This is a genomic window from uncultured Amphritea sp. (assembly GCF_937127095.1).
GTDB lineage: Bacteria > Pseudomonadota > Gammaproteobacteria > Pseudomonadales > Balneatricaceae > Amphritea.
Genome location: NZ_CAKZLP010000025.1, coordinates 22,202 through 44,301 on the forward strand (window position 1 = coordinate 22,202; position 22,100 = coordinate 44,301).

Below are 22,100 nucleotides of genomic sequence, written 5' to 3' on the forward strand. Positions count from 1 at the left end.
TAATCAAGCCCATGATGAATTTCACCTGTCTACATCAGCCTTTACCAAACTTTACACCGCCTTTACCCAACTTAGCAGGGGGCAGATGCATACTGTATCCATCGAAACAAGCAATGCTTCAGGAGAATGACCATGCGTAAACAACTCATTATCGGAATTACAGCCGCAGTAATCGGTGCGGGTGCGCTGACTGCGGGCATCGCCTCAGCTAAAGATGGCTGGGACCGTTGTGGTGATCGTCAGGGTGGCGGTCGTTATGAACAGATGGAAGGCAAGCAGAACATGCGAATGTCCAGAATGGCTGAAAAGCTTGGACTAAGTGAAGAGCAGACAAATCAGATGCAGGAACTTTTCCAAAACAAACGCGGTCAGATGAAAGACCAGCGGGGCGGAATGAGAGATATGCATACTGCCTTAAGAGACCTGGATGTCAATGCTGCTGACTACGACCAGCAAGTCGCAGCTTTAGTGGCTAAGGCCCAGGAAGATACAGCACAGATGATCACTATGCGTGCAGAACAGAAAAAGGCAATGTTTGCCATTCTAACCCCTGAACAGCAGCAAAAGTTTATGGAGATGCGCCCTAACAAACCCCGTTCTTAAAGTACCAGGGTCGGCTGAATCAGGCTCCAGCCGACCCGCTTTTTAACGCTTTACCCTCATATATGACTCTCATCATATATTCACCGTCGCCTTTAAACGGGCCACTCGCCCTGCTTTTAGCAGGGCATTTTTTTACCTGTAAGACCATAACAAAGCTGACAAAGGAGCTCAGACAAGAACGTCAGGTTTACAGCTGCTTACGCAGATCGGCTTCCATTTCCTGCAGATAGCGGGTCTCCATTCTCACCGACTGCTGTTGCTGCTTAATTTGCAGATTACGCAAACGGATCTCATGCTCCAGCTCATCAATCTCAGACAGCAAAAAAGAACGGGTATCGGAAGAGATACCATCCATAATCAGCTGTTCACGTTTATCATTACGATCACGCACATCGGAATGTTGCTCAGACGTCAGAATGCTCAGCTCATGCCTTGCGCTCTCTAATCGTGTCAGTTGCTGATGCGTCTGAATCCCTAATTCAAAGCCACGGACAAACTCCGGTTGCAGTTCACCACTACACACAGGGTTAAGCGCTTTTCCCGCTCGCGCTTCATTATACCCATTGATCGCTGTGCAGTAGCGCCGGACACCCCGGTCATAACCCAGCAGATACTGATCCATCAGCGGCACCACACCATAATCAGAACAGGCGTCCCGGTGCTGCTCAAGCCGTCCGGCATCGCGCCCACCGACACCATCATTAAACCCTATTAACTGCCAGTCAGCAGACAGACAATCCTCTTTGTCCAGGGTAGAGCAGCCTGCCATGCCCAGCACTATAGCCAGCCCCGGCAATAGCATCAGATATCGAATATTCATATTTTTGCATCCTTATATGTGCGCTATATCATGCGCTCCTGAAAACGCTGGGCAGAAGTATGACAGATGTAAGCTGAATTCAGATTAAACAATCAAAGCGGCTCTGATTTAGGAATTCAGGGATTCAAAGCATCAATTTTGGCGGCACAAATAAAATCATTTTCCGACAGCCCTCCAATACTATGGGTGCTGTAACGCACCAGACAGCGATTATATCCCACCTCCAGGTCCGGATGATGGTCCTGCTGATGAGCGATCCACGCCAGCGCATTAACAAACGCCATGGTGTGATAGAAGTTTTTAAAGCGAAACTCCTGGCGTATCTCTTTAGCATCGGCATCTAATAACCACCCGCTTGCAAGCTGTGTGAACAACGGCTGCGCTTGCTTTACGGTCAGCGGTTTAGTCGCACTATCAAAAACAGCGCAGTGACGGTTTTCCAATGAAGGCAACCCGGCCATGATGAACTCCCATAAGTGAATACCAGAGAACACAGTATAGCCCTACAGGCAGTGCCGCAGACAATCCTCCACAGCCTTACTTGTTTGCATGGCACTTATTGACTAACGACGGGTCATAATCCGTGGTAGAGTCCTGCCCCGGACTGGATTAAATCGGGAAACGACTATGCCTACTTATGATTACCGTTGCGAAACCACCGGCGAGGTGTTTGAAGTGCGCCATCCAATGGCACTGAAAATATCAACCTGGGCCGACCTGTGTGATATTGGCGGCTTTAAAAACGGTACAACACCCACTGATGCCCCCGTCACCAAGCTACTGACTACCGGTGGCGTCATCAGTAATAAAACCCTTAAAAACCCGGAGTCGCCGCCCTGCATGAGTGGTGGAGGTTGTCCCGGACGCTGTGGAATCTGATATGTTTTTGAAAACGCTGTACAAATTTTCACTGTCTTCTGTTTTTATGAGTCTCTGTTTAGGCCTGTTGCTATCCTCTAGTGCATCCGCCGGACAGTTAAAACCAACCATGAAAGAGATGCGACTGCATTACAAACAAGCCATCGATACTCAAGACCCCGCCGTCTTTAATGAAAAGATCGCGCAATTTTTAACCGAGCTGCAAACCGCACAGGCGTTTAAGTTTTCCCCGGAGCGCAAGGTTTTGTCACTGGAGGGGCTGGATAAAGTAGAAACCCTGGTCAGTGGGCTGCCCACAGCGACGGACACCAACCTTTCGCAGCTTCAGAACCAGTTAAAAGAGGTCGATCAGCTACGGGTTGAATACCATAAAAAAGTGAAACCGGGCGTTTTTGAGTTACTGCTCGATACGCTTAAAGAAGCTATCGGACTCTGATAACACATTATTTATAAAGTCCGCTGTCGGATATTAGTGCAACTATGTTATAGATACAGTTATCGTTAATATCGCAGAGGCGGCGGTTTGTCATTATGGTCCACAAAGCTCATATCCTGTTACTCGGTGCTATCGTTCTCCTATCAGGTTGTGATCAGCAATCGCCGGCTAAAACGCGTCAGCCCAAACCCCATCTGGTAGAGGTTTTATCGGCACAACCTGCGGATATCGAGCTTGAAAGAATCCGTACCGGCACCCTTGAAGCGTTCCAGACCATCAATATCTATAATCAGGAAGAGGGAATCGTTAAACAGATTCTCCCCCGTGAAGGCGACACCGTTCAGCGTGGCGACCTGCTAATCACCCTTGATGATCAACTCCTGAATGCACAGTTACAACGGGCCAGAGCAGTGCGTCAGCAGGCCGATAAAGAACTACAGCGGACCACTGGCCTGATTAAACGCAACCTCACCGCACGTTCAGAACTGACGCAAAAAGAGACCGATCTGGCAGTCGCCAAAGCCGATGAACAGGTGATCGCGACCCGCCTCGGCTATACCCGTATCCAGTCGCCAATTGATGGCGTAGTGACCTCCCGTCATACGGAGCCGGGCAATCTCGCAGAGAGATCTTCACTATTGTTAGCCGTAGCAGACCTGAGCAGCCTGCGCCTTAAAGTGGATGTCTCAGAGCTGCTGATTAACCAGCTGAAGATCGACATGCCGGTGGAAATGGAGATAGATGCTCTGCGTAACGCCAACCAGGGCAACCCCTTTGCGGTATCCGGAAAGGTGAGCAGAATCTACCCGACAATAGACCCGGCAACCCGCAGCGGCACTCTGGAGATCAGCCTCAACCCTGCCCCTCAGGGCGCCCGACCGGGTCAGTTTGTACGGGTAAAGTTCAGAATTGCCCGGCAACAGGTTCTGCTCCTGCCCTACGCCAGCCTGCGTCAGTCTGACACGGGCAGCTATGTATTTATCGCCGACAGTGACAACAAAGTACAGATACGCCCGCTGCAAACGGGTCTCAAAGCTGGCGAGCAGATCGAAGTGCTGGCAGGGCTGAACCCTGGAGACAAAGTGATCACCCGCGGCTTTACTAATCTGAAACCAGGTTTGCAGGTAACGATTGTTAACGAAGCCGTTGAGCAAAAACCTGATGGAGCAGCGGCAGAGTGAACCAAAGATCTATGCGCCACTCCAGGGGGCTTGCCAACTGGTCTATTCATCATCCGGTCGGGGTGATCATGATTGCGCTGGCAGTGATTGTGCTGGGTTCATTTGCCCTTAACCGCCTGGCGGTTGATCTGTTACCCCATATCATCTACCCGGAGATCCGCGTCAGGGTGGTCGATAGTGGCGTGCCTCCTCCGGTCATGGAAGACCGTGTCACCCGCAAGCTGGAAGAGCAGCTGGCGATCACCGAAGACGCGATTCACGTACAGTCCACCACCACTCAGGGCAGCACCAGCGTCGACCTGGCCTTTGAGTATGGCAAAGATATCGATGTTGCCCTGCGGGACGCCAGCACCCGCTTAGACAGAGCAAGACGAACCCTGCCGGATTCGGTCGATTCACCGGTGATCTACAAGCTCGACCCCGCGCAAATTCCAGTGATGGAGTTTGTTATCAGCTCACAGATTCGTGACAGTGCCGCGCTACGCCAGTGGGCTGATGATGTAATCGCGAAATGGCTGCTCAACCTGCCGGGGGTCGCCGCCGCAGAGGTCGGTGGGGGTGTTATACGTGAAGTACATGTTATACCGGATCAGCAGCGCATGGCCGCGTACGATATCAGTTACAAAACCCTTATCGCGGCAGTCAAAGAGGGCAACGGTGATCAGGCCGCCGGGCGGATTACCATGCCCGGCAATGAAATTAACAGCCGCATCAGTGGCCGCCTCATCTCATTAGATCAGCTACGCCAGTTGCCCGTCGCCCGCAGAGGCGATGCCACCCTGACCCTCGCCGATCTGGCGCAGGTTGAGCTGAGCACCGAAGATGAACGAATTCTGATCCGTGCGGATGGTATCCGCGGAATCAAGCTATCGATTCAGAAACAGCCCACCGCCAACACCACTTATGTGGCTGATCAGGTGAAACAGCGATTGGAGTGGTTAGCACAACAAAAAATCATTCCTGAGGATATCAGCGTAACGCAGGTCTCGGATCAGTCGATCTATGTCGCGCAGGCCCTTAATAATGCCGCTACCGCGGCGATCAGCGGCGCGCTGCTGGCGATGGCGGTGGTGTATCTGTTCCTCGGCAACCTGCGACATACCCTGATTATTGGTAGCGCCATCCCGATTGCGATCATGTTTACCTGCGTTCTCATGGGGCTCGGCGGCCTGACCCTGAATATCATGACACTGGGAGGCCTGGCCCTGGGGATCGGCATGCTGGTGGATAACACCATCGTGATGCTGGAAAATATCAACCGCCACCAGCAAAACCATGAACACCCGCTGGCCGCAGCCAATAACGCTGCGACTGAGGTCAACAGTGCGATCATCGCCTCAACCTCAACCAACCTCTGCGCTGTACTACCCTTTCTGTTTATCGGCGGACTCACCGGGTTGCTGTTTCAGGAGCTGATTATCACTATCTCAGCGGCGATTTTTGCCTCCATGGTGATCGCCCTGACACTGGTACCGGCCCTTGCCGCCGCGACCAAAAGAGCAACCCATAGTGGTGGGATACGCCATCTGACCGACCGTTTTATTCGCGCTTTACAGCGCAACTATGCGGCTATTCTCAGCAGAATTTTACATTACCGGGTCTTAGCGCTGCTGAGTTTTATTGTCGCCCTGGCAGTGTCTGCGCCGATATTTGTCAGTGGTAAGCAGATCTTTCTCCCTCCGATGGATGATGGCCGGGTGACCGTCAGAATTACGGCGGACACCGGTATCGCCCTGACTGAAATGAACAGCCGGGTAGAACAGCTGGAAGCGCTGTTTGCCAGCCAGCCGGAAACCGAAACAGTGTTTACGCTGGTAGGCGGTTCGGTGTTCGGTCGTTCACAGCGGGAACAATCCAACCGCTCGACGGTGATTGTACAGTTAAAGTCTGTGGCCCAACGGGACCTGTCCAGCAATGAATGGATCGAACGGCTGCAAAAACAGATCGCTAAACTGCAGTTAGCCGGTTTCACCATCCGTATGACTCAGCGAGGCATCCGCGGTATTCGCACCAACAGTGGCAGTGAAGATATCAGTCTGCGGCTGCAGGGGCCGGATAATAAAACCCTGACTCTTTTGGCGGAACAGCTGACCACCGACCTGAAAAAACTGCCGCAGCTACGCAACCTGAGCCACTCAGCGGAAGACCAGCTCACTGAGCTTTCAATCAGCCTCGATCGGGTGCGCGCCAGCCAGCTGGGGATAGAACTGGCAGACCTGATCGAAGCCACGCAGATTGCGTTACAGGGAAAAGTGATCAGCGAGTTTATTACTGACGACCACGCCTACGATATCCGCCTCAGACTGGCGGAGCAGCGCTTTAACACCCCGGAATCGATGGAAACACTACTGCTGTTTCCCGGCACCGGGGCATCGCCACCGGTACATCTGTCCGATGTTGCCACCCTCGAGCTGATCGAATCACCGGCCAGTATCCAGCGGGATAACCAGATGCGCATCGTTGAGATCAGCGCCTCACTAACGCCGGATATCACCCTTGGAGAAGCGCTGGCAGCGATCAATCAGGTACGGGAAAACTTTGCTATGCCCTCAGGCTATACCGCCTACGACGGTGGCTCTGAGAAAGTCCTGGCCGAACAGAGCAAACTCACCAGCCTGTTACTCGGCCTGGCGCTATTCCTGGTATTCGTGGTGATGGCGATCCAGTATGAATCCCTGCGCAACCCGCTGATCATCATGTTTGGTGTGCCTTTCGCTGCGATAGGTGTAGCCGCAGGAATCTGGTTGCTCGCCCTGCCACTGTCGATGCCAGTGTGGCTGGGGATGATCATGCTCACCGGGATTGTGGTCAACAACGCTATTTTGCTGATTGAGTATGTCGAACTATCCAGAGATCAGGGCAACAGCATCACCGAGGCGATTCTGGAAGCGGCCAGACTGCGTCTGCGACCCATTATTATGACCACCCTCAGTACCGTTGCCGGCATGCTGCCACTGGCACTGGGCTGGGGCGACGGCGCGGAGATGCTGCAGCCGCTCGCCGTTACCGTCATCTGGGGGTTGAGTTTCTCTATGCTGGTCAGTCTGGTGCTGATCCCGGTGACTTATCATTTGGTGAATGAGCGGGGCTCGCAGAGCCCAAAAGCCCGTTAGACTCTCCTTAGTGCTCTTTTAGAGCACTAAGTCATTAACCTGCTGGAATTCAGTTAGCACCTGTAGCCAGAGTAGTTTTAGCCTTTTTCGATGACTGCCCGAATAATACTCTTCTCCTCCTGTTCAATCTGGCGCAGAGAGTCACTGACATGCTTTACATGGGCCATCGCCGCTTTCTGAGCCCATTCCCCCTGACGGCTGATGACCGCATGATAGATCTGACGATGGTGCTTATCGATCTGTTGCTTAAATGCCTGACGATGACTCAGATTCAATACGGAAGCCTGTACCGAATGCAACATCAACTCTTTCAGGCTATTCAACACATGAACCAGCACCGGATTGTGTGACGCTTTAGCGATCGCCTGATGAAAAGCATGATCAAGCGAGGCGTTGGTTAGCGGATCCGCAACCTCCATCGCATTGAAGGCTTTAGTGATTTCATACTGATCTTTCTCATTGGCTCGCTGTGCGGCCAGGCTGGCAGCCTGCCCCTCAAGCTGAGCACGCACTTCAAACAGATCGTACAGAGTTCTTGAGTGGCCAAAAAAGAGCTGCAGTAACGGGCTGCTCTCTTCTGGCTCAGCAATAATCCTGGCGACAAAAGACCCCTTGCCGTGACGTGTTTCAACAACACCTCGCCCCTGCAACTCATGCAACGCTTCCCGAATGATGGACCGTGAGACACCCAACTTGACGGAAAGCTGCCGTTCCGATGGCATCTTTTGCTCAGGCGCCAGACTGCCATCAAGAATTAACTGCTCAAGATGATGCGCAATCGAATGGGCAATAGAGGGGGCAGTCGTTGTCATAATAGATACATATCGCTCATTTTTTACTGGTTGGACCAGTTTTATTATTCTCTTCGGACATCAATTAAAACCGCTCATCCGTCTCAAATAATATGAACTATTGGCGGAAATAGATCCATTAAAGCACCTTAAAAACTGGTAGGACCAGTAGTAAAAGCCTTGGACGGCTGAGATGCCAATCTCCAGTATCTCTACTTTGCTACGCCTGGCGGGACGGATCTGCTTTCAAGCACCGCCTGATGCGTGAGCAAAAAGCCTAACTAAAAAAATAACAAGGTACTGGAGAAGAACTTATGAAGTTCAATAAGACTCAATCACTCTCAGCAAGCAAGAGTGCGCGTCGTGGCTTTATTAAATCCATCGCATTCACCACCGCCGCGATAGCCGGCACAGCGATGATTGCAAGCCCTCAGCTGATGGCCGCAGGCCAGACCTGGAAGATTCAGTCCACCTGGGATGCTGGCACCGTTGGATACTCAATGTTTGAGGAGTGGTGTCAGGGCATGGAGGAGAAAACCGGAGGTGAGCTGGCGTTTAAACCGTTCCCTGCCAAGTCTGTTGCTGCTGACAATAACGCGCTGTTTGATTCGGTACGCAGCGGTGTTCTACAAGGCATGAACCCATTCACGCTGTACTGGTCTGGTAAAATTCCGGCATCGGTCTTCCTCTCTTCTTATCCCGCAGGGCCTGACCAGCCTGCTCAGTGGGACACGATGTTCTACAGCCTGGGCATGTTAGAAAAAACCCGTGAAATCTATAAGAAACTCGGACTGTTTTATGTTGGTCCGATCCAGCACGATGCCAATATTATTCACTCCAAAAAACCGGTCAACTCTCTGGATGACCTGAAAGGCATGAAAATTCGCCTCCCTGGCGGAATGGTTGCTGAAGTCTTCCAGCAATTCGGCGTATCCACTGTGAGCTTACCTGGTTCTGATATTTTCCCCGCGCTGGAAAAAGGCACTATCGATGCTGCCGATTATGTTGGACCGGCGGTGAATTATGAACTCGGCTTCAGCCAGGTAACCGACAACATTTTGTTCGGTCCACCGGGGGTGATGTCGGTTTACCAGCCGGTTGATTTGATGGACTTGACGGTCAACCTGCGGTCATGGAATAAGCTGACGCCAAAAATTCAGCAGATTGTCGAAGATGAGGTGCGCAACTATTCCCAACGCCACTACCAGACCATCCAGAAACGCAACATCGAAGCGATGGAGAAGTTTAAGGCTGATGGCAGCAAGGTATCCCGTCTGAGTCAGGCCGATATGGTGCGCTTCCGTAAAGCGGCAATTCCGGTTTGGTACAAGTGGGCTAATAAAAACCCGGATGCCAGAGAGATCTTTGATATCCAGCTGAAGTACATGATGAACGATACGGTTGGTTACATCACCCCGGAAGACATCAAGGGTATGGAATAACCGTTACTCAAGGGGGACGTCTGTTTGCTCCCCCATTTTTACAGAGGTAGTAAATCATGTCCGATTTAGAAGGGTTTGGCTTTGTCATGCCCCATTGGTTGTATTGGGGCTGGTTGGCGGTAATGCCGCTGATAATGATCACGCTGGAACGTTTAAGTAAGAAAAAAGCAGAAAAAGATCCACATAACCATCCATATCTGGGTGAAGTACTCGCAGATGAAGACCCTGTTATCCACCACCAGGAGAAAGGCAACCTGTTTTGTCGTGCAGTGGACTGGATAACCGAGAATTCCGGCATATTCATATCCTTCTGGACAGTCAACGCCGTGTGTTTTTATTTCTTCGAAGTGGTGATGCGTTACCTGTTCAATATGCCCACTATCTGGGTCCATGAAGCGAGCTTCCTGCTACTGGGCATGCAGTACTTGCTGGCCGGTGGGTTTGCACTGTTGCATGGAGCCCACGTGCGGGTAGACGTGATGTATAACTTTCTCCCCGAGCGAGGCCGTGTCGGGATGGATATCTTCACCTCAATGTTCTTCTTCATCTTTGCAATCGCGCTAATGCTGACCTCCTGGACCTTCTTTCAGGATTCGCTGGCGATGGGAGAGACGACCGTTGAGACATGGGGTATTCAATACTGGCCGGTTAAGGCGCTGATGTTTTTAGGCTCTTTATTGCTACTACTGGCCGGAATATCCAAGTTAATTAAGGATATCGCATTGTATATCCGGATGGGTCGGGGAGCAGCGCAATGAACGCTAATACTATGAATAATTCTATCGCTACACCCGCATCGCAGTCATTCATTGGCCATATCGGCCATTGGCTGATGATCATATCAACACTGGCATTTGGCTTCGTACTAGCCGTTGAAGTGATCAATATTGTTTTTTATGACGCCTACAGCGAAGACTTCTTCCTGTTCCGCTTTGCCGGTAGTTTAAGTGATCTGGAGATTGGACCACTGACCTACTTAATGTTTGGTTCACTTCTCGTTGCGCTGATGATGGGCCTACCTCTGGCCTTTGTAACCGGAGGTCTGGGTGTCATGTTCGTCTACCTGGTGGGTGACAGCGCCATGCTGAATATCATCCCGGGGCGTATCTTCCCGATGATGACCAATTCAGATCTGGCGGCCATTCCTCTGTTCATCTTTATGGCTTCAATGCTTGAACGCGCCGGACTGATCGAAGAGATGTTTAATGTCGTCTATAAATGGATGGGAGGACTGGACGGCGGGCTGGCAACCGCAACCATTCTGGCTTCAACAATTCTGGCGGCAATGGTCGGTGTCATCGGTGCAGCCGTTGTCACCATGGGCATTATCGCCCTGCCAGCAATGCTGAAGCGCGGTTATGATCCGCAAATTGCCCTGGGTTCAATCATGGCAGGCGGCACGCTGGGTATCCTTATTCCACCATCGATTCTGGCAATTCTATATGCGGTTGTGGCACAACAATCGGTAGGCGAGCTTTATCTGGGGGCCATTATTCCAGGCTTGATGCTATCCGGGATGTACATCATGTATGTCCTCATCCGTACCAAGATAAACCCTTCGCTGGGGCCTGCGGTTCCGCCTGAAGAACGGATCACATTCAGGGAAAAAGTGCTGCTACTGAAAGACCTGATCGCACCACTGTTTCTGGTCATGCTCGTTTTAGGGCTGTTATTTGGCGGTATTGCAACGCCGGTAGAGGCCGCCGGTATCGGTTCATTTGGCGCAATTCTGGTTGCCTGGAAACATAAAGTGTTCTCGGTTGAGGCGCTCAAAGATGCATCGATAACCACGGCCCGCGCATCGGCAATGGTACTGTGGATAATGTTTGGCGCATCAGTCTTCGTGGGCTTCTATATCTTGCAGGGCGGTCAGGAGTTTATTACCGCATCCATTCTCGGTACCGGAATGTCGGCTTATGGAATTCTGTTCCTGCTGATGGCTTTGCTGGTGGTACTGGGGATGTTCCTCGACTGGGTGGGTATTCTGCTGCTGGCGGTGCCAATTTTCATCCCGATCGTTAAAGCACTTCAATTTGATGGCTTATTCGGCATGCCCGCAGTTTCCAACGATGATGTCATCTTATGGTTCGGGGTGCTGTATCTGGTCAACATGCAGATGTCTTTCCTCAGCCCACCGTTTGGCTATGCCCTGTTTTATATCAAAGGGGTATGCCCCCCGGAAATATCCATGGGCACTATTTTCAAATCATCTCTGGTTTTCCTCGCATTACAGTGCCTGGGTCTGCTCCTTTGCATCGTATTTCCAGGAATTGTCACCTGGCTGCCCTCAATGGTGTATGGCTGACCATCACCATAGAAACCCATAGGGGAAGGGATTCCCCTCTTTCGACATAAACACCCTCTTAATAAAAAGGACAGGCAACAATGAATAGCCGAGCAAATATTGAAGGTCTGCAAATTTCTCAGGTTCTTTATGACCTGGTGGCAGATGAGATCTGCCCCGGTTCAGGGGTTAGCCCACAGGATTTTTGGCAGGGTTATGCAAACATAATCGCGGATATGGCCCCGGTTAACAGCGCACTGCTGAAAAAACGTGATCGCCTCCAGCTACAACTGGACGAATACCATAGTGAGCGACGCGGTCAGAAGCTCAATATGAGCGAATATACCCACTTTCTGCAAAGTATTGGTTACCTGGTTGCGGAGGGAGGTTCATTCGCGATTGAAACAACCAATATCGACCCGGAGCTGGCATCTATCGCCGGGCCACAACTGGTTGTTCCCGTCAACAATGCCCGCTTTGCCTTGAATGCAGCCAATGCCCGCTGGGGTAGTTTATATGATGCCCTCTATGGCTCTGATGCAATCGGCCCTCTTGAACCTGACGCAACAGGCTTTAATTTTGCCCGAGCGCAGCAGGTGATTCGCTGGTCAACCGTTTTTCTGGATCAGGCAACCCCTTTAGCAAGCGGCAGCCATGAAGCGGTCATTGAGTATTCTCTGGAAGAGTCTGCTTCAGGAACACGCCTCATCATGCAATTACAGGATGGTAGTTCCACCACCCTTGCTAATACCAGTCAGTTCGTGGGCCTGCGCCGCACCGACAGTGAATACGCTCTGTTATTAGAAAATCATGGTTTGCATATCGAGCTGCAGATTGATCCCGCGGACAAAATCGGTGAGCTCTCCAGAGCGGGCGTTAAAGATATTGTTCTTGAGTCCGCACTGAGTACGATCATGGATTGCGAAGACTCGGTAACGGCGGTCGATGCAGACGATAAAGTTGTCGTGTATCGCAACTGGCTGGGCCTGATGAAAGGCGATTTGCAAGAAACCTTTATCAAACAGGGTCAGGCGATACAGCGAAACCTGATGGCTGATCGCAGTTATCAGAGTCCGCAGGGCGATGCATTTACACTTTCCGGTCGCAGCATCTTGCTGGTGCGTAATGTCGGCCATTTGATGACCACCGATGCCGTACTGGATGCCGATGGCAATGAAACACCTGAGGGCATACTGGACGCAATGGTGACCGCCCTGTGTGCGCTGCATGACAGAGCCGACGGAAAAACTTCCCGTAACAGTCGCTATGGCAGCATCTATATCGTCAAACCCAAGATGCATGGCCCGGAGGAAGTTGCGTTTACGGATCAGTTGTTCGGCCGGGTAGAAGAGGTGTTGGGTCTGGCACCCAATACCATAAAAGTAGGCGTCATGGATGAAGAGCGTCGCACATCCGCCAACCTGAAAGAATCGATACGGGCAGTCAAAAATCGTTTGTTCTTTATCAATACCGGTTTTCTTGACCGTACCGGCGATGAGATTCACACGTCAATGCTGGCGGGGGCGGTATACCCTAAAGACACGATCAAAACCCAGCCATGGATCGGCGCTTATGAAGACCGCAATATGGACACCGGTTTGCAGTGCGGCCTGCAGGGCAAAGCGCAGATAGGTAAAGGGATGTGGCCCATGCCCGATGAGATGAACAAGATGCTGGAGGCAAAACAGGCGCATCCTCAGGCCGGAGCCAGCTGCGCCTGGGTGCCATCACCTACCGCAGCGACACTGCACGCGGTTCACTATCATCAGATCGACGTATCGGCGCAACAGGACAGCCTGATGGCGCGGGCAGAAACGCCATTAGAGCAACTATTAACGCCACCGCTGTTAGGTGATGAATGGTTACAGCCAGAATTAATCCAGGCTGAGCTGGATAACAATGCTCAGAGCATTCTGGGCTATGTGGTGCGCTGGGTTGAACAGGGCGTTGGCTGTTCTAAAGTCCCCGATATTAATAATGTCGGACTGATGGAAGACCGTGCCACGCTGCGTATATCCAGTCAGCTATTGGCAAACTGGTTGCTACATGGCATCTGTACTGATGATCAGGTAATCGACACCCTCAAACGGATGGCGGCAGTGGTGGATACACAAAACGCGGAAGACCCTGCGTATCGCAACATGGCCCCCGATTTTGATGACAGTGTGGCATTTCAGGCAGCCTGTGATCTGATTTTCAAAGGCTGTGAACAACCGAATGGATATACCGAACCGGTCTTACACAAACGCCGTCGGGAGTTCAAAGCCAGCCACCCGGGCAGAGGCTGATCCCAGAGATATTTATACGGATCACCAGGGTTGACCCGTAACCCGCTTTATATCAGTTTAAAATTCAGGAGCTATAAAAAATGCTATCCATTAAACGTCTGTGTCAGTCTGAAGCCCGGGTATTAATCGCCGGTGCCGTCCAAAAAGCGGAACAGATCGGTGTGCCCATGTGTATCGCCATTACCGATGAATCCGGCAACCTGATCGCTTTTGAGCGTATGGATGGCGGTAAGGTTCATAGTATTACCATCTCTCAGGACAAAGCCTTTACCGCAGCATCGGCACGCAAAGGAACTCATGAGTATAACCAGGCCTGCATCCCCGGCAGTGATAATCATCTGTTTGGCATCCATACTGCATTGGGTGGTCGTCTGTGTATTGTCGGTGGTGGACTGCCCATCATTGTAGAGGGTGAAGTCATCGGTGGAATTGGCCTGAGTTCTGGCTCACCGGCTCAGGATATGAGTTGTGCACAGGCAGGTATTGATCACTTCATGCAGGCTTACATGTAAGCGATGGGTAATACGTCACTATGATCGGCGGAGCAACACTATGAGTAATCACAACCAACCTGATAAAGCGGAACTCTGCAGCTTATTTCGCCGCTTCATCGCTCCGGAGTTTGTCATTTCTGATGCGGAAACACTGAAGCCATACGAATGTGATGGCCTGTCCATGTATTGTGAAATGCCATTAATCGTCGTTCTGCCTGAAACGGTGGATCAGGTACAGGAGGTGCTCCGCATCTGTCACCGCTATCAGATCCCCGTGGTCGCACGCGGCGCAGGTACCGGCTTATGCGCCGGAGCGATGCCAAATGCAACCGGTGTGGTGCTCTCGCTGGCCAAGTTTAACCACATCCTGGAAATAAACTCGCAGACCCGTACAGCCCGCTTACAGCCCGGCGTCAGAAACCTGGCAATCAGTGAAGCCGCTGCCGAGTATGGCCTCTACTATGGGCCTGACCCGTCCTCACAGATTGCCTGTACGATCGGCGGCAATGTCGCTGAAAACTCGGGGGGAGTTCATTGCCTGAAATACGGCCTGACAGTACACAATATCCTCAGCGTCGAAATGATTACGGTCGAGGGAGATAAGATCTTGCTTGGCAGTGATGGACTGGATAGCTGCGGTCTCGATCTGATGGCGCTGATTACCGGGTCAGAGGGTCTGTTAGGTGTCATTACAGAGATCCAGGTTAAGTTGTTGCCGATCCCTGAAAAAGCTCAGGTCGTGATGGCTGCATTTGATACGGTACAACAGGCTGGCGATGCGGTAGGCGGCATTATATCTAACGGTATTATTCCTGCGGGGCTGGAGATGATGGATACCCATGCTATCCAGGCAGCCGAAGATTTTGCCCGGGCAGGCTATCCGAAAGGAGCGCAGGCACTATTACTCTGCGAACTCGACGGCACAACAGAAGAGGTTCAGGAATATATTGAGCAGGTTGAAAAGCTGTTCCTCACCTATGGCGCGACCTCCATCCGGACTTCGCAGACTGAAGCCGAGCGCGCGTTGCTGTGGAAAGGACGCAAGTCAGCATTCCCTGCGGTGGGGCGGATATCGCCGGACTACTACTGTATGGACGGTACCATTCCCCGCAGCCAGTTAGCCCATGTTCTGACTGAGATGCAGACGATGTCAGAGCACTACCAACTGCGGGTTGCCAACGTCTTTCATGCGGGTGACGGCAACCTTCACCCGTTAATTCTGTTTGATGCAAACGTACCGGGAGAGTTTGAAAAAACAGAGGAGTTCGGCGGCAAAATTCTGGAACTTTGTGTTGCCGTCGGCGGCTGTATAACCGGCGAGCACGGGGTTGGAATTGAAAAGATACGCCAGATGCCGGTGCAATTTAATCAACAGGAGCTGCAACAGTTTAATGCCATTAAAGAGGCATTCGACCCCAAAGGCACCCTCAATCCTGGTAAAGGCATTCCAACCCTGCGACGCTGTCAGGAATACCGGTCAATAGAGCCGTCGGAGGAAGTCAATCATGGCTGATATTTCACCACAGATACAGCAACAGATACTCGATGCGCGTCGGGATAAGCGTCAGTTGAACATCGTTGCCGGAAACAGCAAACCCTTTATGGGACGCCAGACTCATGCTGACACGCTCAACGTTTCACAGCACCGCGGAATTATCAGTTATCAACCGGTAGAGCTGGTATTAACCGCCCGCTCAGGCACACCGCTGACAGAGATTGAAGCATTGCTGGATGAGCATAATCAGATGCTGGCGTTTGAGCCCCCCCGTTTTTCTGCGCACTCAACCATTGGCGGGACTCTGGCCTGCAACCTGTCAGGGCCTGGCAGACCATGGTCGGGCTCGATACGGGACCATATATTGGGTGTGCGCCTGATTAACGGTTTGGGTGAACATCTTAAGTTTGGTGGACAGGTGATGAAGAACGTCGCGGGATACGACGTTTCACGACTGCAGGCGGGTGCCATGGGAACCCTGGGAGTGCTGACCGAAGTGAGCTTAAAAGTTCTGCCAAAACCCGCGGCGGTGAGCACACTGAGTTGGGAGCTAGAGGCAAAACAAGCGATCCGCATGATGAACGAACTGGCGGGAAAACCTAAACCGATATCTGCCGCCTGCTGGATTGAAGGCCGGTTGTATATCCGGTTGTCAGGTGCTCAGTCTGCAGTCGATGCGACCATCAAAGAGTGGCATGGCAGTGAGGAGCCCGATGCCGATAATCTTTGGCTGGCACTGCGTGATCAGCAGTTAAGTGCTTTTCAAAGCACTGACCCGTTATGGCGTCTCTCAATCAATGCCGCGGCTGACGTTGCACCACTGGATCACCTCTCGATTATAGACTGGGGCGGGGCGCAACGCTGGTATCGCGGTCATCAGGATAAATATGAGATGGAAACACTGGCGGAACGCGCAGGCGGACAAGTTTCGCTGTACACCGGTGGTGACCGGACAGCGGATGTGTTTCACCAACCGGTACCGGCCTTGCAGGAAATTCAGAAGCGGATTAAAGCCTCTTTCGACCCTGACGGAATCCTCAATAGTGGTCGCTTATATAGTTGGATGTAATGGCAGATAGTCTATGAAAACAAATTTAATATCTTACTATCAGGAAAGCCCGGAAGGACGTGAAGCTGAAGCGATTCTGCGTAGCTGTGTGCACTGTGGTTTTTGTACTGCAACCTGTCCGACATATCAGGAACTGAACGACGAGCGGGACGGCCCCAGGGGTCGGATCTACCTGATAAAGCAGTTGCTGGAAGGCGGTGAAGTGACGGAGAAAACCAGAACACACCTGGACCGCTGCCTGACGTGCCGTAGCTGTGAAACCACCTGCCCTTCAGGGGTTCAGTATGGCCGACTGGTGGATTTTGGCCGGGCAGAACTGGAGAAAAAGCTGGACCGGCCGCTGACTGAGAAAAGTCTTCGCTGGACGTTACGCAAAGTATTACCCAGGCCTGCTCTGTTTGGTTTCCTGCTGAAAACAGGACAACTGTTCAGGCCACTATTGCCACAGGCAGTGAAAACTAAACTACCGCCAAAACGTCAGGCCATCAATCCGTGGCCAGCACAGCATCATTCACGCATTATGCTGGCACTGGCGGGGTGTGCTCAACCCAGTGCGACACCGGCGACCAACGTGGCCGCAGCCCGGGTGCTGGACAAATTAGGGATAACTCTGGTAGAGCAACGGGATGCAGGCTGCTGTGGCGCAGTGAGCTATCACCTTGGCGCTCATGCTGAGGGGAAGGACTTCATGCGACGTAATATTGATGCCTGGTGGCCGGCTATTGAAGCGGGAGCTGAAGCCCTGGTGATGACAGCGTCTGGCTGCGGCGCCATGGTGCAGGAATATGGCCATGCCTTACGCAACGATCCTGAATATGCGGAAAAAGCGCATCGTATCAGTGCGATGACAAAGGATATTAGCGAAATATTGTTAGCCGAGGACCTCTCAAAACTGAATCTGCAACCCGCTGACGAAAGAGTTGCTGTTCACTGCCCCTGTACGTTGCAGCATGCAATGCAACAAGGTGAAGCGGTAGAGCAGATTCTCAAAGCCACTGGATTTAATCTGGCGAAGACCAAAGAAAAACATCTCTGCTGCGGCTCCGCAGGCACCTACTCTATTTTACAGCCGCAGCTCAGCCAAAAGCTTTTGAGCAATAAGATTAAAGCGCTAACCGGCGACAATCCGGACAAGATAGTGACATCGAACGTGGGTTGTCAGTTACATCTGGAGAGCAAAGCAGCCGTGCCGGTAAAACACTGGATAGAGTTATTAGATCAATGATACAGACGCGGGGCTGCCTGCCCCGCCGGAGCAGAAACATGAAATTCTATAGCTGTTCTGAATTGAGTCATAATGCTGGCGATAATCCGCAGGAAAACCACAAATTAAACTCAGATCTGCATAAGTTTGACCTGCTACTTTTATCATCAGGGCTGGCTAACGATGTGGTCAACGGTGCCGCATGTTGTTTCACCCGGCAGGGGCTGAGAGTTCGATCACTCTCCTATGCAGAAGAGGTTGAACTCAACAACCCCGGTTTGCTACTCGATAACGTGAAATCATCAAGAATGCTGGTCCACCTGCTCCCCAACAAGATCACCATTCCAGGCTGGCTATGGTTACATATGGGAATTCATGAGGGACGCTCCCCCGGTTCTGTCGCCATCATGCCCGTTGTAACAACGCAGCTGGAAGCGGTTAATGGGGCACTCTTAGCGGGCCTGACCCTGATAGCCCATACAGACGCGGGAGAACAGCATAACCCCTGTCTGACTGAAGCATTGCAAACCGTCGTCACGCCTGAAATATTCGCTTTGCAAAAAAGCTGCTGGGGGCTGGCGACCTGAGTATTTTATTAGAAACTCATACCTCTTAATGTCCCCCTTTTGCGCAGGTGGGACAGTATAATAATTCGTTTTCCCCCTTCGCGGCTAACGACTGCTAGCCATAGCAACTGACACTATCCGACCGTTAATCTTCTGGTGAGTTGCTTGAAATTACTAGATTGAATACTATTGGAATCGTGTTCACCTGAGCTGATTTCATTGTTTTAGAGACTCGGTTAACGTCCAACTCCGCGGTTTTAACCCGTACCATAAACTGGAGTAATCAATTGATCAAAGATCACCAGGATCGGATCGAAGAAGCCCTCCAGCTATCTGAGAGGCAGCGCATTGAGACTCAACGTTTGTCCGGTGTCGGGTTTTGGGAACTCAATCATAAAGCGAACACGTTGTACTGGTCCGAAGAGATATTCTCCATCTACGGCATCGATCCGCACAACTTTGAACCCGACTACACTATTTTTGCCAATCTTATTTTCGATGATGATCGTGAGATGGTCGAAAGTGCGTTTCACGCCTCAGTAGCCGATGGAACCGAATACAGTATCCGCTACAGAGTCAAATGCGACGCAGATGTTAAATGGATCGAGGCAAAAGGACTGACCTACTACGATGAGTCCAACAATCCAGAACGCTCGATCGGTACTGCACAAGATATATCCGAGATTATTAAGGTGCAGCAAGAAAACGAATTTCTTGCGAAACATGACGCCCTCACCGGCCTGCCGAATCGCAGCTTATTCTCAGACCGTTTTGAAATGGCATTGAACTATGCTGAGCGGCATAACAACCGTTTAGCCGTACTATTTATTGATCTCGACAATTTCAAGGAAATCAACGACCGTCACGGACATGAAATTGGCGATCAAATTTTAAAAGCGGTGGCCAACCAGCTCGCGTCAAGTGCGCGTAAGTACGATACGTTTGCGAGAATGGGAGGCGACGAATTCGTTGGACTCCTTGCTATTGAGCAACGCATCGACGTCGAAAAAACGGTGCATCGGGTTAAGAAATCTATTGAACGTAGCTATCTGACTGATGTCGGCCCTTTAGAAATCGAGGCGAGTATTGGCGTCACACTTTTCCCCGACGATCATGAGGAAGCCGATGCTCTTTTGCGCCATGCTGATCATGCTATGTACACCGCAAAGGAAGAAGGGCGATCGCGTATTCGATTTTTTGATAGCAAGATTCATCACACTAACGTATCCAGACATGAGCTGCTTGGTAAGATCAAGCAAGCAATTGCTGATAATCAGTTTCAGTTGTACTACCAACCCAAAATATCTCTGAAAACAGGTCAAATCGAAGGCGTAGAAACCCTTCTACGCTGGTTTCCAAATAACAAACCTTTCCCTCCGGCCAAGATTATCGAGGCGATTAGTGGCACATCTTTAGAGTGGCAGCTAGATATCTGGGTGTTTACAAGACTACTATCGGAGTTAACCTCTCTTCGCAAAACAAGCCCACACCTTTCCGTCAGTATAAACTTCAATCAGAGTACCATTGAGAATGACGCTCTTCCGGAGCGATTAGCAGCGATACTCGCAGCCCATGGTCAACAGGCAGAGGGGCTGGAAATCGAAATTCTCGAAGTCGCGTCTATCAGAGAATTCGAAAAGACAAACCATATTCTGGAGCGGTGTAAGCAGCTCGGATTTACAACGTCCCTTGACGACTTCGGGACGGGGTACTCCTCACTCACTTATTTTCATGCATTACCCGTGGACACGCTCAAGATAGACCAGCGCTTCATAAAGAATTTATTACTCGATAGCAGGAGTCTTGCACTGACAAAGAGCATACTGGCGCTGGCTAAGGCAAATGAGCGAGAAGTCGTCGCTGAAGGTGTTGAATCCTATGCGATTGCAAGCAAACTTTTGGATTTAGGTTGCGATTACGCACAAGGCTTTGGAATCGCCCGCCCGATGTCGCGATTAGATTGGAGGTCATGGTCAAACAATTGGGACCCTCAACGATTTCTTAGCGCTATATCGCCTAGTCAGACACGCCACTCTGGCTGAGGTGAATACTGGTCTTCTCCGGCGAGATTATTACAAACAGGGCTGGTAACCTGAGTATGTTATGCAAACAGCCTTGGGGAGTTGAGAATTCAACTCCCCAATGACTGATTGGATAACCACTAAAAAGGGATAATAAATGGGGGAGAAAATGTGGCAAGTGATGCCGAATCAGAAATGCCACTTCAGCAGTAACGATGGATTTCGCTCATCCGCCCCGTCAATACCATATTTGTTGGTCCAGTGTGAGTACTCAATGCCAACATAAACGGGAGCTGCAGTACCAATCAGTTTACCTGCGTTCCACTTCAGCTGAGAGGTAAAATTAGTTTCTGCTGCGTGGTCATCCTCTTTGCTGGACCAATCGATAAAACCATCATAGAGAAACTCTGCATCACTGATACTGAAAGGCACACCCCAGGTTAATGTCATCATGACATCGTCGGATGTGTTGTCATTACTCACCTGATAAATGTTAGCGTTAGCATATTGAAAACCCGGAAGATCAAGACTCACGCCGACACCTCCCATATAGTTGTCAAAACCGTCGCCACTCTCCCAGGTGCCCGCCAGGAAAACATCCTTCACCAGACCGAAAGAGAGATCGGCTCCTGTCACATAACCCAAGCTCAGACGCGGCGAAAACTCAAAATAGGTAGAGGTATCACCAACATCGGACTCCTGGCGATCTACAAAGAAGAACGTATCCCCCCAGTCATGACCGCTGGCATGCTCTACAGTGATAGTCTGCTGGTCGGGGTCAACCACCTCAAAGTGACTTCCTTTCACGTAGCTAAGACTAAAATCGCTCCACAACTGTTTAGCGGATGCCCCGGTTGATACCAAGGCACAACAAAGAGTACACATTAGTTTTATTTTCATTTTTAACCTCTCTAATTATTTTTATTCGAGTCAATCTATGCATCGACTAAAAGATATTAGATTCTTTTTTACCACCTGGTAAACACATCTTTATAACCAAATACCGATATGATTACTTAACTAGATTAAGTAAATACTTAACAAAAAAAATGCCTGGATAGTCCCAGGCATAAAGGTCAGTGAAGAACACTTAAAACGTTAAAAACTATGCGGCGGTGTCAATATCATCAACCCGACATGCAATGGCGTGTGACAGATATTTTTCCGGAAGGTTTTTATACGGTGAGTAGATTGCCAGACGCTCTTTGAGCCTGAACCCACACTCTGATGATTTAAATTCCAGCGATTTGATATTGGGCCATGCCCTCTCTGGATTAATATGGTCAACCGTCACCGGCGACACACCACCCCAGTCGTTAATTCCGGAGTGCAGATAATCTCTATAATGTTCCTGCAGGTTGGGCGGCGCCTGAATACTGATAGTCGGATCAAGAATCAACCGGGCCACAGCCAG

General features: G+C 50.9%; 19 protein-coding genes and 1 pseudogene. 15 read left to right on the forward strand and 5 right to left on the reverse strand.

What is annotated here, in order from left to right; genetic code table 11:
- Window positions 1–132 precede the first annotated feature (132 nt).
- A complete protein-coding gene (locus tag Q0499_RS06810) occupies window positions 133–603 on the forward strand; it encodes a Spy/CpxP family protein refolding chaperone (RefSeq protein WP_299197574.1) in 471 nt (156 codons plus the stop codon).
- Between the two features lie 187 nt (window positions 604–790).
- Here Q0499_RS06810 and Q0499_RS06815 read toward each other — a convergent pair whose 3' ends face one another.
- Window positions 791–1,423, reverse strand: a complete 633-nt coding sequence (locus tag Q0499_RS06815) for a DUF2799 domain-containing protein (protein WP_299197575.1) — start codon at window positions 1,421–1,423, stop codon at window positions 791–793.
- 116 nt (window positions 1,424–1,539) lie between these two features.
- Window positions 1,540–1,917: a 4a-hydroxytetrahydrobiopterin dehydratase gene (locus tag Q0499_RS06820; RefSeq protein ID WP_299197577.1), complete on the reverse strand. Its 378-nt coding sequence runs from the start codon at window positions 1,915–1,917 to the stop codon at window positions 1,540–1,542.
- A 133-nt stretch (window positions 1,918–2,050) separates the two neighbouring features.
- Between Q0499_RS06820 and Q0499_RS06825 the strand changes: the two genes are divergently transcribed.
- From Q0499_RS06825 to Q0499_RS06840, 4 genes are all read left to right on the forward strand, one after another.
- Window positions 2,051–2,302, forward strand: coding sequence for a zinc ribbon domain-containing protein (locus Q0499_RS06825; RefSeq protein WP_299197580.1), 252 nt, complete (start codon window positions 2,051–2,053; stop codon window positions 2,300–2,302).
- Window position 2,303: 1 nt separating this feature from the next.
- Complete coding sequence (locus Q0499_RS06830) at window positions 2,304–2,738, forward strand: cytochrome b562 (protein WP_299197582.1); 435 nt, start codon at window positions 2,304–2,306, stop codon at window positions 2,736–2,738.
- Between the two features lie 95 nt (window positions 2,739–2,833).
- On the forward strand, window positions 2,834–3,919 hold the full coding sequence (locus Q0499_RS06835; protein WP_299197584.1) for an efflux RND transporter periplasmic adaptor subunit: 1,086 nt from the start codon (window positions 2,834–2,836) through the stop codon (window positions 3,917–3,919).
- Window positions 3,916–7,032 carry an efflux RND transporter permease subunit gene (locus tag Q0499_RS06840; RefSeq protein ID WP_299197586.1) on the forward strand — a complete coding sequence of 1,039 codons (3,117 nt, stop codon included), beginning with the start codon at window positions 3,916–3,918 and terminating at the stop codon, window positions 7,030–7,032. The genes Q0499_RS06835 and Q0499_RS06840 overlap by 4 nt, the downstream gene beginning before the upstream one ends.
- A 77-nt stretch (window positions 7,033–7,109) precedes the next feature.
- Here Q0499_RS06840 and Q0499_RS06845 read toward each other — a convergent pair whose 3' ends face one another.
- Complete coding sequence (locus Q0499_RS06845; protein ID WP_299197588.1) at window positions 7,110–7,844, reverse strand: FCD domain-containing protein; 735 nt, start codon at window positions 7,842–7,844, stop codon at window positions 7,110–7,112.
- Between the two features lie 293 nt (window positions 7,845–8,137).
- On the opposite strand from Q0499_RS06845, the gene dctP reads away from it, so the two are divergent.
- From dctP to Q0499_RS06895, 10 genes are all read left to right on the forward strand, one after another.
- Entirely contained in the window at window positions 8,138–9,265 is a 1,128-nt protein-coding gene (gene dctP, locus Q0499_RS06850) for a TRAP transporter substrate-binding protein DctP (RefSeq protein WP_299197590.1), read from the forward strand.
- Window positions 9,266–9,321: 56 nt separating this feature from the next.
- Entirely contained in the window at window positions 9,322–10,023 is a 702-nt protein-coding gene (locus Q0499_RS06855) for a TRAP transporter small permease subunit (protein ID WP_299197592.1), read from the forward strand.
- Window positions 10,020–11,570, forward strand: a complete 1,551-nt coding sequence (locus tag Q0499_RS06860) for a TRAP transporter large permease subunit (RefSeq protein ID WP_299197594.1) — start codon at window positions 10,020–10,022, stop codon at window positions 11,568–11,570. Before Q0499_RS06855 ends, Q0499_RS06860 begins: the two co-directional genes overlap by 4 nt.
- An 80-nt stretch (window positions 11,571–11,650) precedes the next feature.
- Complete coding sequence (locus tag Q0499_RS06865; protein ID WP_299197597.1) at window positions 11,651–13,837, forward strand: malate synthase G; 2,187 nt, start codon at window positions 11,651–11,653, stop codon at window positions 13,835–13,837.
- Window positions 13,838–13,917: 80 nt separating this feature from the next.
- The gene (locus Q0499_RS06870) at window positions 13,918–14,349 is read left to right on the forward strand and encodes a heme-binding protein (protein WP_299197599.1); all 432 of its coding nucleotides are present in this window, start codon (window positions 13,918–13,920) and stop codon (window positions 14,347–14,349) included.
- A gap of 40 nt (window positions 14,350–14,389) precedes the next feature.
- Window positions 14,390–15,844: an FAD-linked oxidase C-terminal domain-containing protein gene (locus Q0499_RS06875; protein ID WP_299197600.1), complete on the forward strand. Its 1,455-nt coding sequence runs from the start codon at window positions 14,390–14,392 to the stop codon at window positions 15,842–15,844.
- The gene (glcE, locus tag Q0499_RS06880) at window positions 15,837–16,895 is read left to right on the forward strand and encodes a glycolate oxidase subunit GlcE (protein WP_299197601.1); all 1,059 of its coding nucleotides are present in this window, start codon (window positions 15,837–15,839) and stop codon (window positions 16,893–16,895) included. Before Q0499_RS06875 ends, glcE begins: the two co-directional genes overlap by 8 nt.
- 13 nt (window positions 16,896–16,908) lie before the next feature.
- Window positions 16,909–18,120 (forward strand): glycolate oxidase subunit GlcF, encoded by a 1,212-nt coding sequence (glcF, locus tag Q0499_RS06885; protein WP_299197603.1) that lies wholly within the window; start codon window positions 16,909–16,911, stop codon window positions 18,118–18,120.
- 38 nt (window positions 18,121–18,158) lie between these two features.
- The gene (locus Q0499_RS06890; protein ID WP_299197605.1) at window positions 18,159–18,686 is read left to right on the forward strand and encodes a hypothetical protein; all 528 of its coding nucleotides are present in this window, start codon (window positions 18,159–18,161) and stop codon (window positions 18,684–18,686) included.
- 266 nt (window positions 18,687–18,952) lie between these two features.
- The gene (locus Q0499_RS06895) at window positions 18,953–20,707 is read left to right on the forward strand and encodes a GGDEF domain-containing phosphodiesterase (protein ID WP_299197607.1); all 1,755 of its coding nucleotides are present in this window, start codon (window positions 18,953–18,955) and stop codon (window positions 20,705–20,707) included.
- A gap of 168 nt (window positions 20,708–20,875) precedes the next feature.
- Here Q0499_RS06895 and Q0499_RS06900 read toward each other — a convergent pair whose 3' ends face one another.
- Together Q0499_RS06900 and Q0499_RS06905 are read right to left on the reverse strand one after the other, a co-directional pair.
- The gene (locus Q0499_RS06900; protein ID WP_299197610.1) at window positions 20,876–21,586 is read right to left on the reverse strand and encodes an outer membrane protein OmpK; all 711 of its coding nucleotides are present in this window, start codon (window positions 21,584–21,586) and stop codon (window positions 20,876–20,878) included.
- Window positions 21,587–21,791: 205 nt separating this feature from the next.
- Window positions 21,792–22,100 (reverse strand): annotated as a pseudogene (locus tag Q0499_RS06905) (7,8-didemethyl-8-hydroxy-5-deazariboflavin synthase subunit CofG); the annotation flags it as partial.

Excerpts from the sequence above, each read along its gene's own strand:
- dctP (WP_299197590.1), top strand. The coding sequence starts at position 8,138 with ATGAAGTTCAATAAGACTCAATCACTCTCAGCAAGCAAGAGTGCGCGT.
- Q0499_RS06810 (WP_299197574.1), top strand. The coding sequence starts at position 133 with ATGCGTAAACAACTCATTATCGGAATTACAGCCGCAGTAATCGGTGCG.
- Q0499_RS06845 (WP_299197588.1), bottom strand. The coding sequence starts at position 7,844 with ATGACAACGACTGCCCCCTCTATTGCCCATTCGATTGCGCATCATCTT.
- Q0499_RS06860 (WP_299197594.1), top strand. The coding sequence starts at position 10,020 with ATGAACGCTAATACTATGAATAATTCTATCGCTACACCCGCATCGCAG.
- Q0499_RS06870 (WP_299197599.1), top strand. The coding sequence starts at position 13,918 with ATGCTATCCATTAAACGTCTGTGTCAGTCTGAAGCCCGGGTATTAATC.
- Q0499_RS06875 (WP_299197600.1), top strand. The coding sequence starts at position 14,390 with ATGAGTAATCACAACCAACCTGATAAAGCGGAACTCTGCAGCTTATTT.
- Q0499_RS06815 (WP_299197575.1), bottom strand. The coding sequence starts at position 1,423 with ATGAATATTCGATATCTGATGCTATTGCCGGGGCTGGCTATAGTGCTG.
- Q0499_RS06835 (WP_299197584.1), top strand. The coding sequence starts at position 2,834 with ATGGTCCACAAAGCTCATATCCTGTTACTCGGTGCTATCGTTCTCCTA.
- glcF (WP_299197603.1), top strand. The coding sequence starts at position 16,909 with ATGAAAACAAATTTAATATCTTACTATCAGGAAAGCCCGGAAGGACGT.
- Q0499_RS06890 (WP_299197605.1), top strand. The coding sequence starts at position 18,159 with ATGAAATTCTATAGCTGTTCTGAATTGAGTCATAATGCTGGCGATAAT.
- Q0499_RS06825 (WP_299197580.1), top strand. The coding sequence starts at position 2,051 with ATGCCTACTTATGATTACCGTTGCGAAACCACCGGCGAGGTGTTTGAA.
- Q0499_RS06830 (WP_299197582.1), top strand. The coding sequence starts at position 2,304 with ATGTTTTTGAAAACGCTGTACAAATTTTCACTGTCTTCTGTTTTTATG.
- glcE (WP_299197601.1), top strand. The coding sequence starts at position 15,837 with ATGGCTGATATTTCACCACAGATACAGCAACAGATACTCGATGCGCGT.
- Q0499_RS06855 (WP_299197592.1), top strand. The coding sequence starts at position 9,322 with ATGTCCGATTTAGAAGGGTTTGGCTTTGTCATGCCCCATTGGTTGTAT.
- Q0499_RS06865 (WP_299197597.1), top strand. The coding sequence starts at position 11,651 with ATGAATAGCCGAGCAAATATTGAAGGTCTGCAAATTTCTCAGGTTCTT.
- Q0499_RS06900 (WP_299197610.1), bottom strand. The coding sequence starts at position 21,586 with ATGAAAATAAAACTAATGTGTACTCTTTGTTGTGCCTTGGTATCAACC.